This window comes from Rhodococcus erythropolis R138, from assembly GCF_000696675.2.
GTDB lineage: Bacteria > Actinomycetota > Actinomycetes > Mycobacteriales > Mycobacteriaceae > Rhodococcus_F > Rhodococcus_F erythropolis.
This window is the reverse complement of the sequence record NZ_CP007255.1, coordinates 2257934-2274327: the sequence shown is the minus strand read 5'-3', so window position 1 is coordinate 2274327 and position 16394 is coordinate 2257934. Positions and strand designations below refer to the sequence as shown.

Here is a 16394-nt window from a genome sequence, read left to right as displayed (position 1 = left end):
TGCAGCGTCCTTCTGATGAAGCCCGCTCCTCTGTCTGCCGAAGAATGTAACAGTTTGATCAAGGCGGCCGCCACCGTTACCCGATCTTGACCAAAACTATTTCTCGCCGTTCTGTCGGCTGGCGTCCAGTTCTGACTTGAATGCGTCGTATCGTGCCCGGTGAGCGGGTCGGCGACGAATGATCGCCCACGCGATACCCAGAACCACGAACCAGATCGGTGTGACGACAAGTGCCTGCAGGGTGTCGTCCTTGGTGGTCAGCGCCCAGAGGATGAAGACGAAGAACGCGAGCACGACCCAGCACATCACGATGCCGCCGGGCATCTTGAACTTCGACGCCTCGTGCAGGTGCGGACGACGCTTCCGGTACACCATGTAGCTCGCCAGAATGATCGTCCACACGAACATGAACAGCAGCGCCGAGATGGTCGTGACGACGGTGAAGGCCTCGATCACGGAATCGCCCGAGAACAGCAGGATCAGCGACGCCAGCAAGAAGATGCAGGAGAACATCAGGGCGTTCGCGGGGACCTTGCGCGAGTTCAGCTTGCCGAGTGCCCGCGGTGCGTCGCCCTCCTGCGCAAGGCCGAACACCATGCGCGAGGTGGAGTAGATACCCGAGTTGGCCGAAGACGCAGCGGAGGTCAGCACGACGAAGTTGATGACAGATGCAGCGATGCCGAGGCCGGCGAGTGTGAACATGGCGACGAACGGACTCTTGTCTGCGCTGATTTCGCGCCACGGAGTGACCGCGATGATCACGGTCAGTGCAACGACGTAGAACAGCAGGACACGAATGGGGATGGAGTTGATGGCCTTCGGCAGGTTCTTCTCCGGGTCCTTCGCCTCGGCGGCGGTGGTGCCGACCAGTTCGATGCCCACGAAGGCAAACACGGCGATCTGGAAGCCGGCCACGAAGCCCATGAATCCGGTCGGGAACATGCCGCCGTCGTTCCAGAGGTTGTCGATACCCGAGGTGGCACCGTTCGGCGCCGTGAACCCGGAGACGACCATGACGATGCCGACGATGATCAGGCTGACGATGGCGACGATCTTGATCAGTGCGAACCAGAACTCTGTTTCACCGAAGGCGCGAACGGTCGGGAGATTGAGGAGCAGCAGCGCCGCGATCGTCAGCAAAGCAGGTATCCATGCCGCGAGACCTGGCCACCAGTATTTGAAGTATCCGGAAATCGCGATGACGTCCGCGATGCCGGTGACGATCCAGCAGAACCAGTAGGTCCATCCGGTGAAGAACCCCGCCCAGGGGCCCAGCAGATCCGCGGCGAAGTCGGAGAACGACTTGTACGCCATGTTCGAGAGCAGCAACTCCCCCATCGCCCGCATGACGAAGAAGAGCATGAAGCCGATGATCATGTACACGAAGATCACGGAGGGCCCGGCAAGCGAGATCGTCTTGCCCGATCCCATGAACAGTCCGGTGCCGATGGCACCACCAATGGCGATCAGCTGGATATGCCGGTTGGACAGCTGACGTGAGAGGTGGGGGTCTTCGCCGGACGGCTTCGTCAGGTCTGGTGTATTCGCGTGGTCGGACACGGAGGATCCCCCTCGTCATACGGTTCATCCGGGGCATCGAAATCGTGCCCGTCGGGGGAACCTCGGAAAATGTGCTCTCTCAAAGTACGCGTGCACTGGCTCACATCAAGCATCGGAAAGCGGACGCCGATAACCTGTCGAGGTGAACACTGACAGCACGGCCCATCAAGACGGACATATCGCCGCGACGCTGTTCGATTTCTCCGGAACCCTCTTCCGTTTGGAGGAGAGCGACGATTGGACCGAGCACCTCGTCGATCACCAGGGCGACCCCCTCGACGTGCACGCTCAAGCCGAGCTCATGCGTCGGATGACCGCGCCGGTGGGCCGAACCGTCGAAATGGACGAAGCCGGGATCTACGCGTGGGAGAACCGCGACCGGGATCCGAAGTTGCATCGTCAGGCTTACCTCGACGTGTTGAGCAAGTCCGGAGTGCCCGATCCGGTTCGCGCCGAGGCTTTCTACGCGCTTCTGGTCGATCCGGACCAGTGGTCGCCGTACCCGGATACCGGAGAGGTCCTGAAGTCGTTGTCGGAGAAGGGCATACGCACCGCAGTCCTGAGCAACATCGCCTTCGACATCCGTCCGGCGTTCGTCGACCGCGGCTGGGACGTCTGGGTCGACGAGTTCGTCCTGTCGTTCGAGGTGGGCGCAGTCAAACCGGAACCCGCGATCTTCGAATACGCCCTGGCGCAGCTGGATGTGGATGCAGCACAGACCCTGATGATCGGAGACAGCGACGAAGCCGACGGCGCTGCCCGAGACGTCGGTTGCCAGTTCGCCCTCGTCGATCCCCTGCCGACGACCGAACGCCCGCACGCGCTACTCGACGCAGTTCGAAAGTTCGGCCTTCTGTAAGGAGCGCTCAGACGCCTTCGGTGAGTTCACGCAGCGACGCGTAGCGCTCACGCACATGGGGAGCTGGTTCGGCGTCGAATCGCCGCTCGTCCGGTTTCGGCCACACCGGTGGCTGCGTGTCCTCGGACAGTGCCCATGCTGCTTGCCTGCATGCCCCTTCGGCGACGTACTCACCCGGAGCAGGGATCACGACCGGGACTCCGAGAATTGCCGGCGCGATCTCACAGAGAGCACGAGACTTCGCTCCGCCTCCTACGAGGAGAACTCGCTTCACCTCGACGCCCTGGCGAATCAGATCGTCGACACCGTCGGCCAAGCCGCACAGGAGCCCTTCGACTGCAGCACGCGCAAAGTGCGCCGGCGTCGAGTTCTGCAAGCGGAAACCGTGCATTGCCCCCGTGGCGTCAGGACGGTTGGGCGTCCGCTCGCCCTCGAAGTACGGAATCATGACCAGCCCGTCGTTTCCGAGGGGCGCGGTCAGCGCCAACCGGGACAGTTCGGCGTGATCGACACCGAGAATGGATGCTGTCGCATCAAGAATGCGCGCGCCGTTGAGAGTGCACACCAGCGGCAGGTGCAGGCCGGTTGCGTCCGCGAATCCTGCCACGTTTCCACTGGGATCGTGTGTGGGGGTGGACGATACAGCCGACACGACGCCGGATGTTCCGATCGAGATGATCACGTCACCGGGGACTGCTCCCAAACCCAGTGCGGCTGCGGCATTGTCACCCGTACCCGGTCCGATGATTCCCCCGGAGCCGGTGCTTCCGATCTTTTCGTTCGGCGACGCAACTCGGGGAACATGGGGGGTGCGATCGCGAAATGCCAACGCCAGCAAGTCGGTACGGTATTCGCGCGTCGAGGCAGCGTAATAGCCGGTTCCACTTGCGTCGCCCGCGTCTGTGGCGAGCTCCTCGATTGAACCGGACCCGCCCAATTTCCAGGACAGCCAGTCATGCGGAAGACACACCGCGGCAGTGCGATCGGCGTTGCCTGGCTCGTGATCTGCGAGCCATCGAAGCTTGCTTGCCGTGACCGCGGCGACCGGAACTACGCCAACGGCATCGGCCCACGCCTTCGATCCGCCGAGTTCTTCGACCAGATCCGTCGCAGCCTTCGCCGAACGAGTGTCGTTCCACAGCAGCGCCGGCCTGACGACCTCACCGCCGCTGTCCAGACACACCATGCCGTGCTGTTGAGCTCCGACGGATACCGCTGCGACGTCGCCGAGCCCACCCGCCGCGGCGATTGCATTGTCCATCGCCTCGAGCCAGCATGTCGGATCTATCTCGGTACCGACGGGATGGGCCGCCCGCCCTTCTCGTACCAGTTCTCCCGAATCGGCATCACGGACAATGACTTTGCACGACTGGGTAGACGAATCGATACCGGCTACGAGGGTCACACTGGCGTCCTTTCCGAAGGACCGTCAGCTCGCGTTGGCGACCGCGGGCATCCGGTTGCTGCGCTTACGCAGCGATCGCACATATTCTGCGCGCTCGGTCTCCGTCATTCCACCCCAGATGCCGTAAGGCTCGTGGACGGAGAGTGCGTGTTCGCGGCACTGCTGGAGTACAGGGCACGTCGCGCAGACCTTCTTGGCATTGCGTTCACGGTTCTCGCGAGCGTGTCCACGCTCGCCGTCCGGGTGGAAGTAGACCGCGGAATCGTGCCCACGGCACGCTCCCTGCAGCTGCCAGTCCCACACTTCGGCGGTCGGGTACGGCATCGGAAGGTGCTTGTGCATGATGGCGACCTCAATTCCTTACTCGGGTGAAACGGATTCGGGTGACTCTGGGCTGACGCCGGGTCGGGCTTATCGACGCCTGGCCGATTGGCCGAGTCGATGTGCACAGACCGTTGCGAGTTCGCCGGTGACCGGCGGAGTCAGCGCTACGACGCCGTCGTCGAGAATTGCCTGCAGCCTGCGGAAATACTCGTCCGGGGCGAGGCCGAAGGTTACAAAGATCTCTTCGTCAGGTCCACCGTCGAACTGCTGCCACTTACGTGCGAACTCGACGATCTCTTGTGTATCGGTGCGGCTCATCAGGTTCTCCCCTGTTTGTGCGCCCTGCTTCACAGAAACTGCGACTCGTCTCCTCGGACGCCCGTGGCAGTGAGTCAAGACACAGACTATGCCTACTTCTGCTTTTTCACAAGACCTACTTACGTCTTTTTGTGGACAAAGTATGCGAACTTTCGCACGCTGAAGTTACCGACGAGGAATGCTTGAATAGGACAATGACCCGACCGTCCACGACTCCGGCTACCGCGGGAGAGGTATTCACGCTGATACGCAGCGGTTCCGCGACCACGCGCAGCGAGATCGGGAAGCTCACCGGCCTGTCCAGGACGGCGGTATCGGCCAGGGTTGCAGCACTTCAATCGCTTGGTTTGATCGCCGATGACGACGAGGGCCCGTCGACGGGCGGCCGGCCGCCGTCCACTCTCACCTTCGCGAACTCGTCCGGCGTGGTTCTCGTCGTGGCAATCGGTCGATCGCGGGCACAACTTGCCGTCACCGACCTGGCGGGCACGATCCTCGCGGCAGAAGACATCGACAAGTCGGTCGGGGTCGGCCCCGACGAACTGATGCCCGAAATTGCCGAGCATCTTTCGTCACTACTGGCCCAGGTCCACCGCGCGTCTACCGAGGTCATCGGAATCGGACTGAGCATTCCCGGAACGGTCGACGTCGCCGCGGGAGCGAGCCTCGACTCTCCGATGATGGCGGGATGGGACGGCGTCGCTCTTGCCCCCTATCTGGCATCGGTGACCACGGCGCCACTGTTCGCCGACAACGATGCCAACGTGATGGCCCTGGCCGAATTGAGCGAACGACGGGAGAGTGCGCCCAACCTCCTGATGATCAAGGCGTCAACCGGCCTCGGCGCAGGAATCGTCATGGGCGGAATCCTCCAACGCGGTTCACTCGGAGCGTCCGGCGAGATCGGGCATACCAAAACCGCTGCAGCGCGGGGCATGAAGTGTCGCTGCGGCGATGTCGGCTGCGTCGAAACCGTCGCCAGCGGTTGGGCTCTCGTGCACGCCCTCCGAGATCAGGGCCGAAGCGTCGGGCACGTGCGTGACGTTGTCCGCCTCGCCCTGGACGGCGACAGCGAAGCCCGCCGGCTCATCAGAAGCAGCGGCCGACTTATCGGCGACGTCATTTCCGGCGCGGTCAACCTCCTCAATCCCGAGGTCCTGATCATCGGCGGCGACATGGCCGAGGCAGACGAGCTCTTCCTCGCCGGACTTCGGGAGTCCGTCTACGGCAACGCAACGGCGCTTGCCACCCGAAAGCTTCAGATCGCTTCGGTCAGCCACGGCGCACAATCCGGGATCCTCGGTTGTGCGGTTCTCGTCCTCGACCATCTGCTCAGCGCCAGGGAAATCGACCTGCGGATCGCCGCGTCGCTCCACACCTGAGCAACTGATTTCTCGCATGCTCTGCACCAGATAATCAGACCTTTCCGGCACCCCTTGTGTTGACGCTCACACTTCTGCATAATTCATTACCTACCGATCATTCGGTTGCCAATATCGACAATGAGATCGCGCAGGAACGCTCCGAGTCAGCCAAAAGCATGCACCGAGCACACCGGCAACGTCGCAGATCGAACAGCGTTTTTCCCCTGTTCCGACTTCGCAGTTCACCGCGCCGGTGAACCACGTGACTGGCAGAAAGTAGCTCGATGACCACAACCAGAACTGGCACCAAGCCCGCCGCGAAGGAGTACGACCGCGCCGCGATGGCGTCGATGGTCGGCACCACCGTCGAGTGGTACGACTTCTTCATCTACGCCCAAGCCGCAGCCCTGATCTTTGCCGACCTGTTCTTCAAGCCGATGGGCTCGGCAGGCCAGATCGTCTCCTACGTCACGGTCGGCATCAGCTTTGTCTTCCGTCCTCTCGGCGCCATCGTGGCCGGATATCTCGGCGACAGACTCGGCCGTAAACGTGTCCTGGTCGCGACGTTGGCGATGATGGGGGCCGCGACGGTTCTCATCGGCGCGCTGCCGACGTATGCCTCGATCGGGATCTGGGCGCCGATCCTGTTGATCCTTCTCAGAATCGTGCAGGGATTCTCGACGGGCGGCGAATGGGGTGGGGCTGCTCTTCTTGCCGTCGAACACGCACCCACCAAGCGTCGAGGATTCTTCGGAGCGTTCGTCCAGATGGGCGTACCGCTCGGAATGTTGCTCGCCACCGGCGTTTTGGCACTGTGCACGTTCACCCTCACGGACGAACAGTTCACCACCTGGGGATGGCGAGTGCCGTTCCTGCTCAGCGTCGTGCTGATCGGCGTCGGCTTCTACATTCGAAGCAAGGTCAGCGAGTCACCCGTGTTCGCCGAACTCAAGGAACGCCGCACCGAGAGCAACACGCCTATCCGAACTCTGTTCAAGAAACACCCGAAGCAGGTCGTACTCGCGGCCCTCTCCTTCATCGGCACAAACGGCAACGGCTACATGGTGATCGGCGGATTCATCGTCGCGTACGCAACCAAGACCTACGGCCTGGGTAAGACCGAACTACTGATTGCCACGCTCGCAAGTGCAGTCACGTGGGGCGTTTTCACCATGATCGGCGCTTACTGGTCGGATCGGCGCGGCCGCACCACGGTGATGAACGTCGGCAACCTCGCAATGATCCTCTTCGCGGTGCCGTTCTTCCTCCTCATCGACACCGGCAATCTCGGCTGGATCTACGTGGCAATGATCCTGTTCTCGGTCGGACTCGGACTGTCGTACGGACCTCAACCGGCATTGTTCGCCGAACTGTTCCCAGCTTCGATCCGCTACAGCGGCGCGTCGATCTCCTACGCCGTCGGCACCATTTTCGGCGGCGCCTTTGCTCCCACCGTCGCCCAATGGCTCCTCGGCAAGACCGGTGGCACTCTTGCCATCTCGATCTATCTCGCCCTGTTGGCCGCAGTGTCGTTCGTCGCCACGATGCTCATCAAGGACCGATCTGGACGAGATCTGATGGTGTAATCGGCCTGAATGAGAACGCCCCACGGCGACGCGATGCCGGAGTTTGTCAGCCGAACTTTCGAATGGCGAACTCCGGCAACGTCTTCGCAGTATTCGCGGAGCGTACGATCTTGTGGTTCTTGCCTCTCATCAGCGCCAGTTGGATCCGCGATTCGATCCAGAACGCACCGCGTGGCGATCGGTTCCAGGTCTTGTGCAGCAACGTCTTCGTCGCTGCGACGGCGTCCGGCGAGCGAGTCATGATCTGCGACAACAGTTCCTGTGCCGGTTTGATCGGATTGTCACTTACTCCGCTCACGAACCCCCACTCGAGAGCCTGATTTCCATCGAACAGTTCAGCAGTCATGGCGAGGCGTTTCACGACGTCCATCGCCGCGAGTTCGCGCATCGTGACCGTTCCGGTCATGTCGGGGATCAATCCCCACTTCGCCTCCATCACCGAGAACGTGCAATCAGGGGTGGTGAATCGAAAGTCTGCGGCGAGCGCCAATTGCAGTCCCCCGCCGAAGCAGTGGCCGTGAACGACCGCGATGACCGGCACGGGCAATTCGCGCCACACCCAGCACGCACGTTGAAAGAGGTTGGTCTTCTGACCGGGAAATTTCGCAAAGGCCTTGGCCATCCGGCTCGGCTGCTTGCCGGCAGAAGCGAAGTCCAATCCGGCCGAGAATGCGTCGCCCGCGCCTTGCAGAACCACGCCCCGGATCGAACGATCAGTTCTGATCGTTCGGGCCGCGTCCACCAGCGCGTCGAGCATGTCCAGATCGAGACCGTTGAGTTTCTCCGGCCGGTTCAACGTCACGTACGCCACCGACTGCACTACCTCGACACGAACACGATCACTCACGGCAACTCCTCCGATTCGACATATCCCCGACGAACTTACCTGAGAGTAAGTTCGTCGGGGATTCGTCATACCATCTCGGCAAGAAGTTCCATCGTCACTTGCCCGGCCGGATCCGAATCAGTGGATGAAGGCACGGCCACGACGGTGTCCACACCGACCGCTCGATACGCCTCGAGTTGCTCGCGCGCATCGGCCGCGGTTCCCACGATTCCCACTGTCGCGACCATCGCGTCCGAGACCTGACTCAAGATCTCTCGAGGCGCGGTCCCGGCACTGGCTGCCTCGATCACGGATGCAAACCCTGCTCGCACGAACATGTCCGAGTACCCGGGGGCAGCGAGATACGGCACAAGCCCACGTCTGAGCTGATCGATCGACATCTGAGTTGGGCCTTCGGTTGCCACGGCCGCCGGCGCCCAAACCGACACCTGGGGCATTGGCGTTTCCATTTCAGCCGCGATTTCCTTGCACCGTGCGATCAGGCGCCCCGCTTGCTCCGGGCTGACCAGATTGAGCACCAGTTCGTCGCCCAACTCCACCGCGGCGCGAAGGGCCTTGTCTCCGAAAGCTGCAACGATCAGCCGCCCACCCGGCGGCTGAAGTCGCAGCCGATATCCGCTGGTCCGCATCACCGTTCCGGCGACTTCGCCCCGCTCGCCGTTCATGAGCGCTCGCACACCGCGGGCGGACTCCGCGAGTGCACGTGCTGCCCCGGATCTGCTTCGCCCATGCCATTTTTCGACCACGACAGTGCTGGACGTGCCCAACGCTATCGACACGTGACGCCCGGTCAGGTCGGCTACCGACGCCGCCCCGATCGCGATCATCGCCGGATCACGAACCGTCACCGCGAGCGGGCCGACCACCAACTCGGAGTGCTCGAAGCCGGCGCCGACTGACGTCGCCAGAGCAAAGGCGTCGTACGTCGCCATCTCCCCCACCCACACTCGGCCGAACCCCAGTTTGTCGGCGAGGCGTGCAGTAGTGGTCACCTCCCGCGGCGGACGGTCCTGCCACAAGCCCAGGGAGATATCGATCGTCGGCAGTCGGCTATTCGAAATCCCGCTATTCGAAATCCCGCTATTCGAAATCGGAGACAAGACCCATTCCCTTCAAGAGTGTCGGACGGTCGTAGTATTCGAGCCACTCTGTGACCAGCCCGTCTGCCATGCTGAGGATTCCGACAACAGGAACGACGCCGTGGGTCCCGTCGAAGTGGAAATCGTCCACTCGCTGTACAAAAACCCTGCCGTCGATCACGCCGAGCGACTCGATCTTCAGGGTGATCCGTTCACACTTGCTTGCCAGCAATGCAATTCGGCCCGCTACAGCCTCCTTGCCGACAAGAGGTTCCTGCATCACGCTGTGGAGCACACCGTCTTCGGCGAACAGGTCGACGACGCGTGCCCAGTCCATGACGTCCCACGCTTGGAACATCTCACGCGCCAACGCAAGCTTGTCACTGTCGTTCATCACACTCATGCCACACTCTTCTGTCGAAGCTCACGCTTGAGGATCTTTCCGGTCGAATTGCGCGGCAGTTCTTTCCGAATCTCCAGCCGCTCGGGAAGTTTGTACGACGCGATGCGCTTGTCTTTCAGGAACGCAACCAGAGCATCGAGTTCGAGTTCCGTCTCGGGTCGAAGTGTCACCACTGCTGCGACGCGCTCACCGAGCACTTCGTCGGGGTCGCCGATGACGGCCACGTCCGCGACGGCCGGATGCTCGGCGATCAACCCCTCCAGTTCGGCTGGAGCGATGTTCATTCCACCGCGGATCACCAGGTCCTTGCCTCGATCCAGGTAGCGGAGGAATTGTCCGTGATCACCGGCAATCTCGAAGATATCTCCGGTGCACAGGAATCCGCGTTCGTCGAACGGTGACGGCCGATCGCCGAGATAGCCGGCAAAGACTGTCGGTCCGCTGATTCGCAACTCACCCGGGTGTCCGACTTCGGTGATGTCCTCGCCGGTGACCACGTCGACCAAGCGAACGTCCATCCAGTCCGAGATCCTGGTGCTCCAGCGAAAGTTCTCGACACCGAAACGAGGGAAGTACCGTGCGCGGTCGTCCGGATCCGGCATGTCTGCAGGCGAGGAGAGCAGACTGATGCCTTCGTTGGACCCGAAGAAGTTGATGACTCCGATTCCATATCGCTCCTGCCATCCCCGCACCATCGGAGGTTGCAGTGGCACCGAACCCGAACCGATCCGCGTCAAGCTCGACAGATCGACCGCCGCGAGCATCGACTCGTCGGCGAGCAGCATCCACAACAGAGCAGGCGGCGCTACCGTGTATGTAACCCGCTCGGCCTCGATCTGCCCGAGGAACACTCGAAGGTCGAACGGGTGGTGCTGTACCAGTACACATCCCGTGCGGAGCCAGGGCAGGAACATTCCGTTGATTCCGGCCATGTTGACCATCGGGAACGGGTTAAGCAGGACGTCGTCGACGACGATGTCGGGAGCATCGATCGTGGCCCAGCAGATGGCCAGCCACTCGTAGTGCGAACGTGGGACCCCCTTCGGTTCGCTTTCGGTTCCGGAGGTCCAACAGATCGTCATCGCGTCGTTGGGGTCGTTCGGATCTTCGGTGTTTCGTCTGTCCAGAGCACTTCGCTGCGATTCGGTGGCTGCCCGAGGACTCAGCCCCACGACGCCGGTAGGAAGCTCAGCCGGAAGCTCTGATTCGGGAGCGTAGGCGAATACCGATCTCAGAGAGGCAATTCGGGATCTGATTGCAGCGATCTCGGTAGCCGGGAATCTGTCGCCGAAGCTGGGCACGGTGACAAATGCTGCAAACGCCGCCTGGTTGGCCATTCCTTCCACTTCACGTTCGCGGTACTGCATGGGCAAGGGTGAGACCACGATCCCCAGCGACCACGCTGCAAGGTAGACCTCGACCAGTTCGACGGTGTTAGGCATCTGAACGCCCAGAACGTCTCCCCGGGCCAAGCCTGCCTCGGTGAAGCGCGCAGCGAGCGAGATGACTTCGCTCTCCAGTTGGTTCCAACTGAGGCGTCGTGGATCTCCGCCGGACAACTCGCTGCGGTTCGCCGGATCAACTACGGCAAGCTCGTCCCCTCGGGTCCGCACCTGCACCCGGAACACGTGATCGATCGTCTCGTCGGACCACCACCCTTTCGAGGTGTATTCGTCCACCTTGACGCGAGGATGCAATCCCCTGTGTGTCTTGTTCATTCGCGCACTCGATTCAGTTCTCGTAACGGCCGGAAATGTCGATCACGTCGCCCTGCTTCTCGAACGCCTGAGTAGCGGCATTCCACTCGAACGGCTGAAAGGCCAGGATTCCCAACGCATGATCCGCGGTCATCGTGAACTTGATTCCGTCGATGAACATCGGCGGGTGGTAGTCCTGCGTTCGCGCGGCACTCATGATGGTGGCACGTGAGAGTCCGTCGGATGACTGAGAGGCCCGAGTGAAGTTGTCCACCAACAGGTCACCGATGGCCCAGCCGTTCACGGTGTAGCTGTTGGTCGGGGAATCTGCACCGTGAGCCGCTGCACCGGCGAGATAGTCGCGCACCGCCGCGTCATCCTTGTAGAGAGCGTTGTTGGGATCCTTGAGCCACACCATCACCTGCTGCCCGTCCGCAGCATCACCGGCGGGTGCATACAGGGTCGCACCGTCGACGCAGTTCGACGGCTGAATTACGGTGTCGGGCTTCCATCCGACACGTCCGATCGCCTGAGTGATCGCGAGGCAGTCGGTAGTGACACCGGCGACCACCAAAACCTCGGCGCCGCTGGCCTTGAGAGTCGAAGCCGCCGTCTTGGGGTCGGTCAGCGCCTCCTCCGCCGCGATCTCGAAGTTGGTTCCTTCGATCGCGGACTTGAAGCCGTTGGCGATTCCCTGTCCGGACTCGGTCTGGTTCGTGGCCAGTGCGACCTTGGCGCCGTTCGGATACTTCTTCTTCAAGCTCTCGACCACTACCTCCATCTCGACGCCCGGATCCGGTAGATACTCCGTGGTCCACGGGAAGTCTTCGATGACCCGGAACTCGGGCATGCCTGCCTGCGCGAAGAGCAGCGGCACGCAGGCAGTGGTCTGATCGTCCGCGATGGCGTTCAACTGCCCGGCCCCGAAGGTGCCCAGAACGTCGACCTTGTCCTTCTGAATGAACTCTCCGACGTTGGCTTTGGCGCGCTCCGGGGAGAATGCATCGTCCTTGACCACGACGTCGAGCTTGACGCCGCCGATGCCGCCGGCCGCGTTCTCCACCTCGAACCGTGCTCGCATGCCTTCGATCACGTTGCCGACGGCGTCGGCGAGCGGGCCGGACGTCGGCCCACTCCATCCCACCGTGAGTTTGTCGGTGATCGGCGCTGCGGCACCGCTGGGATCACTGCAGTCGTCGACCGATACTGCGCCGGCCGATGTCGACGTGTTGCTCTCTGCGTCGGAGCTACCTCCGCAGGCCGAAAGGAGTAGTGCCGCAGCGGCGATGACTGCGGGAATCGTGGTCTGCCTTTTCATATCGTCCAGTTCCTTGCTGTGAGTTGAGGGAAACGAGAGTGGGCGAGGGAGACGGCACTCAAGTGCGAGGTTCACCCTCGCGATACTTGGGATGATCTGCGGGAACCACGAGGACGAACCGTCGGAGCACGCTGTTGATCCGTCCGACGATTCCGTCCGGCATCAAGAACACGATCGCGATCAGCACCGCGCCGAACACCACTCCCGACACGGGGCCGTCGGTGACGCTTCCGGTGTAGTACGGCAAGAACACCACTGCCGTTGCCCCAACGATCGGGCCGAATTGGGTTGCGATTCCACCCAACACCAGTCCGGTGATGAACTCGATCGACTTCATCAGCGAGAAGGATTCGGGTGAGAGCGCGCCGATGTACATCGTGAACAGCGAACCTGCCAGGCCCGTGATCGCGCCGGAAAGCCCGAAAGCGAGAATCTTGACCCGCGCGACGTTGATGCCGTTTGCGCTCGCCGCGATCTCGTTGTCACGCACCGCGACCATAGCCAGACCGAATCGACTCTTGACGAGATTGCGAATCAGGAGCATGACGATCGCCAGAGTCACCACCGACACCCAAAAGATCCAGAGGTAGGTGTCGGCTCGGGTCAGACCCGTCCATTTCGGCGGAACGAGCAGATTTGCGCGAACCACCATTCCGGCGGCACCACCGGTCAGATCCCCGGTCTTGCGGATCACCTCGGGAAATGCCACAGCGACGGCGAGTGTCACGAGAGCCAGATACAGCCCCTTGATCCGCAACGAGGGAAGACCGACGAGAAGCCCTAATACAAAACACAATACGACCGCCATCGGGATCGTGGTCAACGGCGAGTATCCGCGATCGACGATCAGAACGCCGGTCGTGTACGCGCCCAGGCCGAAGAAGGCAGAATGGCCGATCGACAGAAGTCCGGTGTATCCGCTGACGATATTGAGTCCCGCAATGGCAATCGCGATGATGAAGACGCTCGTGAACTGCCCCACGCGAAACGGCGCGCTCTGTGACGCGAGAAGCAACGCACACACGGCAGCCACCAGCAGAACCAACTGGAGTATCCGGTACGACGTCGATCCGGCGACCACTACCCGCGGTCGCCTGACTGCCTTTTCGGCGACGGTGGGTTCATTTCTCTCGGCAAGCGTCGTCATACCCGCTCCAGTTTCTTGGTACCGAACAGTCCATTGGGTCTGACGAAGAGGATCACCACGATGATCAACAGGGCGGATGTCTGCTGCAGCGAGCCGCCGATGACCGAAATGTAGCCGCTGAGCATCGATTCCAGGACACCGATCGTCAACCCGCCGACCACGGCGCCGACGAGACTGTCCAGGCCGCCGAACAGCGCTGCGGCGGATGCTGCGATGAAGATCGGGAACATGGTCGTGAGACCGAGTTGTTGCGGCGAGAGCGGAGTGACCAGGACACCGGCCAGGGCACCGATGGCAGCTGCTACTCCCCAACCGATTGCGAGTATCCGGCTGGTCGGAACTCCGGCGAGAGTGGCAGATTCGGCATTGTCCGCGACGGCACGCATGTGCAGACCGACTCTCGTCTTGCGAAAGAGCAAGGACATCAACACAAGTAGGACAACGAGCGCCACCAGTACGCCCAGTGCGTCGCCGTAAACACGCGCACCCCCCACCGAGATGTAGTCGGTCGGACCGTTGGGGAACGGGCTCGGCATGATCTTCGTATCGCTCCCCCACAGCATTCCGGCCAACGAGTTGAGCCCGGTGAACAATCCCAGTGCCACGATCAGCACTGCCATGTCGCTTCGACGCTGAACCGGCCGGATGAGCAGACGCTCCATCAATGCTCCGAGCAGGAACCCCAAAGCCAGGGCCGCTCCGATCGCCGACCAGATCGGCCAGGACATCGTCGTCAGCCACCAGGCGACAAAGGTTGTGAACAGGGCCAACTCGCCCTGCGCGAAGTTGATCGTGCCGGTGGCGCGAAACACCACCACTAGTGCCAGCGCGAGAATTGCGTAGATCGATCCGTTGGTCAATCCGGAGATGAGTCGTTCGAGAAAGAGTGTCACCGTTTACTCCTGGTACCCGAGGTAAGCGCTGCGCACGACGTCGTCGGAACGAAATTCCTCGGGCGTTCCGGCAGCGACGATGGTGCCTACGTCGAGCAGGAAGACCTTCGAGGCGAGTTTCATCGCGAGATCGGCGTTCTGTTCCACGATCAGCAGTGCAGTTCCGTCGCTGCGGTTGATCGCACCGAGCGTGTCGAACAATTCGGCAATGACGATGGGCGCCAGACCCAGGCTCGGTTCGTCGCACAAAAGAAGGGTGGGACGGCTCATCAATGCCCGTGCGACCGCGAGCATCTGCTGTTCACCGCCTGAAAGCGAACCGGCCAACTGTGTGGACCTCCTCGCGAGCACGGGGAATGTCTCACACCACCGCTCGATGTCGGCTTCGATCTCCGCCTTGTCCGTACGAAGGGCAGCGCCGACGAGCAGGTTGTCACGCACCGACAGTTGACCGAGAGTTCCGCGGCCCTGTGGGACAAGGCTGACGCCGGCGGCCACAGCGCGTTCAGGTTTGGATCCCAACGGCGACCCGTTGAAGGTGATCGTTCCCTGATGCGGGATCAATCCGGCAAGCGCGCGCATCATGGTGGTCTTGCCTGCACCGTTCGCGCCGAGGACGACAGCGACCCCGCCGGGTTCCACGTCGAGCGAAATCCCGTGCAGTACATTGCCTCGCCCGTAACCGGCGTGCAGATCGTCGACGCTCAGCAGGGTCATGCGGCACGTCCCAGGTACGCGTTGATCACGGCGTCGTCCTGCTGGATCTCCGCCGGGGTTCCCTGGGCAATTTTGTGGCCGAAGTTCAGGGCGACAACGTGATCGGAGATCCCGAGCACCAATCCCATGTGGTGTTCGACCAGAAGCGCGCCGAAGCCGAAGTCGTCGCGGAGCGAGACGATCAGTTCTCCCAGTTCTTTGACTTCACTGTGCGTGAGCCCGCCGGCAGGTTCGTCCAGCAGAAGCAGCGAGGGCTCGGACATCAATGCCCGTGCCAGTTCGACACGCTTGAGAGTTCCGAACGGTAGACCGGACGCGGGTGCGTTCGCGACGTCGACGAGTTCGAGACGTTCGAGCAGGTACCAGGCCTTCTCTCGAAGTTCTCGGACTCGCGCACGCGCCGGAGGCAGGCCGAGAAGCCCACTCACGAGCCCGAAGCGACCTCGCGACGATCCACCGACCATGGTGTTGTCGAAGACACTCATGCCGCCGAACAGCGCGAGATTCTGAAAAGTTCGAGCGATTCCTGCAGATGCCAACGCATAGGGACGCAATCCCAACAGGTCGGTTCCTTGCCAGGTGATGACACCGCGACTCGGTTCGTAAATCCTTGTGATGCAGTTGAACAGCGTGGTCTTACCAGCGCCGTTCGGCCCGATGAGTCCGCAGATCTGACCCGCGCGGACGTCGAATCCGACGGCGTCGAGGGCCGTGACTCCGCCGAATTCGATCGACACATCGGAAAGCGTGAGTACGACCGGTGCATTCCCAGGTTGTGCGGGTGGTGTGTTTCCAAGCATTGGTTTCACCTCCTCATGACACTTCAATTAACAGTGTGATAGAGATTACTACAGTAAACAGAGGCACTCCGTCAACG

16 protein-coding genes are annotated in these 16394 nt (G+C 61.8%); 3 read left to right on the top strand and 13 right to left on the bottom strand.

Annotation, left to right across the window (positions count from 1 at the left end):
• Positions 1–96: 96 nt before the first annotated feature.
• The gene (gene cycA / locus H351_RS10720) at positions 97–1560 is read right to left on the bottom strand and encodes a D-serine/D-alanine/glycine transporter (RefSeq protein WP_019744791.1); all 1464 of its coding nucleotides are present in this window, start codon (positions 1558–1560) and stop codon (positions 97–99) included.
• A 142-nt stretch (positions 1561–1702) separates the two neighbouring features.
• On the opposite strand from cycA, the gene H351_RS10715 reads away from it, so the two are divergent.
• Complete coding sequence (locus tag H351_RS10715; protein WP_051636493.1) at positions 1703–2419, top strand: HAD family hydrolase; 717 nt, start codon at positions 1703–1705, stop codon at positions 2417–2419.
• A gap of 7 nt (positions 2420–2426) precedes the next feature.
• Here the strand turns inward: H351_RS10715 and xylB are convergent, their stop codons facing one another.
• From xylB to H351_RS10700, 3 genes are all read right to left on the bottom strand, one after another.
• Positions 2427–3824, bottom strand: coding sequence for a xylulokinase (gene xylB / locus H351_RS10710; protein WP_029255955.1), 1398 nt, complete (start codon positions 3822–3824; stop codon positions 2427–2429).
• Between the two features lie 24 nt (positions 3825–3848).
• Positions 3849–4166, bottom strand: coding sequence for a WhiB family transcriptional regulator (locus tag H351_RS10705; RefSeq protein WP_003946343.1), 318 nt, complete (start codon positions 4164–4166; stop codon positions 3849–3851).
• A 69-nt stretch (positions 4167–4235) separates the two neighbouring features.
• The gene (locus H351_RS10700; protein WP_020970382.1) at positions 4236–4466 is read right to left on the bottom strand and encodes a DUF3263 domain-containing protein; all 231 of its coding nucleotides are present in this window, start codon (positions 4464–4466) and stop codon (positions 4236–4238) included.
• 194 nt (positions 4467–4660) lie between these two features.
• On the opposite strand from H351_RS10700, the gene H351_RS10695 reads away from it, so the two are divergent.
• The gene (locus H351_RS10695) at positions 4661–5848 is read left to right on the top strand and encodes an ROK family transcriptional regulator (RefSeq protein ID WP_019744795.1); all 1188 of its coding nucleotides are present in this window, start codon (positions 4661–4663) and stop codon (positions 5846–5848) included.
• Between the two features lie 266 nt (positions 5849–6114).
• On the top strand, positions 6115–7416 hold the full coding sequence (locus tag H351_RS10690; RefSeq protein ID WP_019744796.1) for an MFS transporter: 1302 nt from the start codon (positions 6115–6117) through the stop codon (positions 7414–7416).
• 46 nt (positions 7417–7462) lie between these two features.
• On the opposite strand, the gene H351_RS10685 is transcribed toward H351_RS10690, so the two are convergent.
• The 9 genes from H351_RS10685 to H351_RS10645 form a co-directional block, all read right to left on the bottom strand.
• Positions 7463–8263, bottom strand: coding sequence for a crotonase/enoyl-CoA hydratase family protein (locus tag H351_RS10685; RefSeq protein ID WP_020970383.1), 801 nt, complete (start codon positions 8261–8263; stop codon positions 7463–7465).
• A gap of 65 nt (positions 8264–8328) precedes the next feature.
• Complete coding sequence (locus H351_RS10680; RefSeq protein WP_276328037.1) at positions 8329–9282, bottom strand: LLM class F420-dependent oxidoreductase; 954 nt, start codon at positions 9280–9282, stop codon at positions 8329–8331.
• 61 nt (positions 9283–9343) lie between these two features.
• Positions 9344–9745 (bottom strand): nuclear transport factor 2 family protein, encoded by a 402-nt coding sequence (locus H351_RS10675; RefSeq protein ID WP_019744799.1) that lies wholly within the window; start codon positions 9743–9745, stop codon positions 9344–9346.
• Positions 9742–11463 (bottom strand): class I adenylate-forming enzyme family protein, encoded by a 1722-nt coding sequence (locus tag H351_RS10670; RefSeq protein WP_029255958.1) that lies wholly within the window; start codon positions 11461–11463, stop codon positions 9742–9744. The genes H351_RS10675 and H351_RS10670 overlap by 4 nt, the downstream gene beginning before the upstream one ends.
• Before the next feature lie 13 nt (positions 11464–11476).
• Positions 11477–12760, bottom strand: a complete 1284-nt coding sequence (locus tag H351_RS10665; protein ID WP_029255959.1) for an ABC transporter substrate-binding protein — start codon at positions 12758–12760, stop codon at positions 11477–11479.
• Between the two features lie 58 nt (positions 12761–12818).
• On the bottom strand, positions 12819–13907 hold the full coding sequence (locus H351_RS10660; RefSeq protein WP_019744802.1) for a branched-chain amino acid ABC transporter permease: 1089 nt from the start codon (positions 13905–13907) through the stop codon (positions 12819–12821).
• Positions 13904–14800 (bottom strand): branched-chain amino acid ABC transporter permease, encoded by an 897-nt coding sequence (locus H351_RS10655; RefSeq protein ID WP_019744803.1) that lies wholly within the window; start codon positions 14798–14800, stop codon positions 13904–13906. Before H351_RS10655 ends, H351_RS10660 begins: the two co-directional genes overlap by 4 nt.
• 3 nt (positions 14801–14803) lie before the next feature.
• Positions 14804–15517, bottom strand: a complete 714-nt coding sequence (locus H351_RS10650; RefSeq protein ID WP_019744804.1) for an ABC transporter ATP-binding protein — start codon at positions 15515–15517, stop codon at positions 14804–14806.
• Entirely contained in the window at positions 15514–16317 is an 804-nt protein-coding gene (locus H351_RS10645; protein WP_019744805.1) for an ABC transporter ATP-binding protein, read from the bottom strand. Before H351_RS10645 ends, H351_RS10650 begins: the two co-directional genes overlap by 4 nt.
• Positions 16318–16394 lie beyond the last annotated feature (77 nt).